Below are 561 nucleotides of genomic sequence, written 5' to 3' on the forward strand. Positions count from 1 at the left end.
GAGATATGTGCAATGAACGGCGAAGACTGGCTCAGAGTATCGGGCGAGCTTATTGAGGACGACCGCAGAGAGGCAAGAGTTTCAATGCTTGAAGCATATCCGGAGCTTAAAGCGCTTTACTCTGTATGATTGCAATAATGCTTATTCTTCTTGATCGTCCTGCAGAGAACATCATTTCAGCAGAATCTATTTTCGGAATTGTACCGATTTCATCAAGATAAAACATAACTCTGTTTTTAAGTTTTCCGTTTGTTTCATCAGCGATTGCAAGCATTTCACGGTAGAGCTGCTGAACAATAAGCGATATCAGAAAATATTTTGTATTGTCCTCCTCCGGCATGATAAGAAAAAGAGCTGATTTTGTATTACAAAACTTCTCCGCATCTATCGCCGTATCAAAGCACAGTATCTGTTCCATTTCGGAATCGAGAAATGCGTTCAGCCTTGAAAGTGCGGTTGACAGAACCGACTGCATTGCCTGTTCTGATGTGTTAAGCGCCGCTCCTGCAAACCATTTTGCCTTATGTGTATCCGGCAGCTTTGCCATCAGCACCTGAAACT

At 42.8% G+C, this 561-nt stretch carries 1 pseudogene; it reads right to left on the reverse strand.

From position 1 onward, the window contains the following. Positions 1-112: 112 nt before the first annotated feature. Positions 113-561 (reverse strand): annotated as a pseudogene (locus H8706_RS12345) (type IV secretory system conjugative DNA transfer family protein); the annotation flags it as partial.

The organism is Qingrenia yutianensis (genome assembly GCF_014385105.1).
Taxonomy (GTDB): domain Bacteria; phylum Bacillota; class Clostridia; order UMGS1810; family UMGS1810; genus Qingrenia; species Qingrenia yutianensis.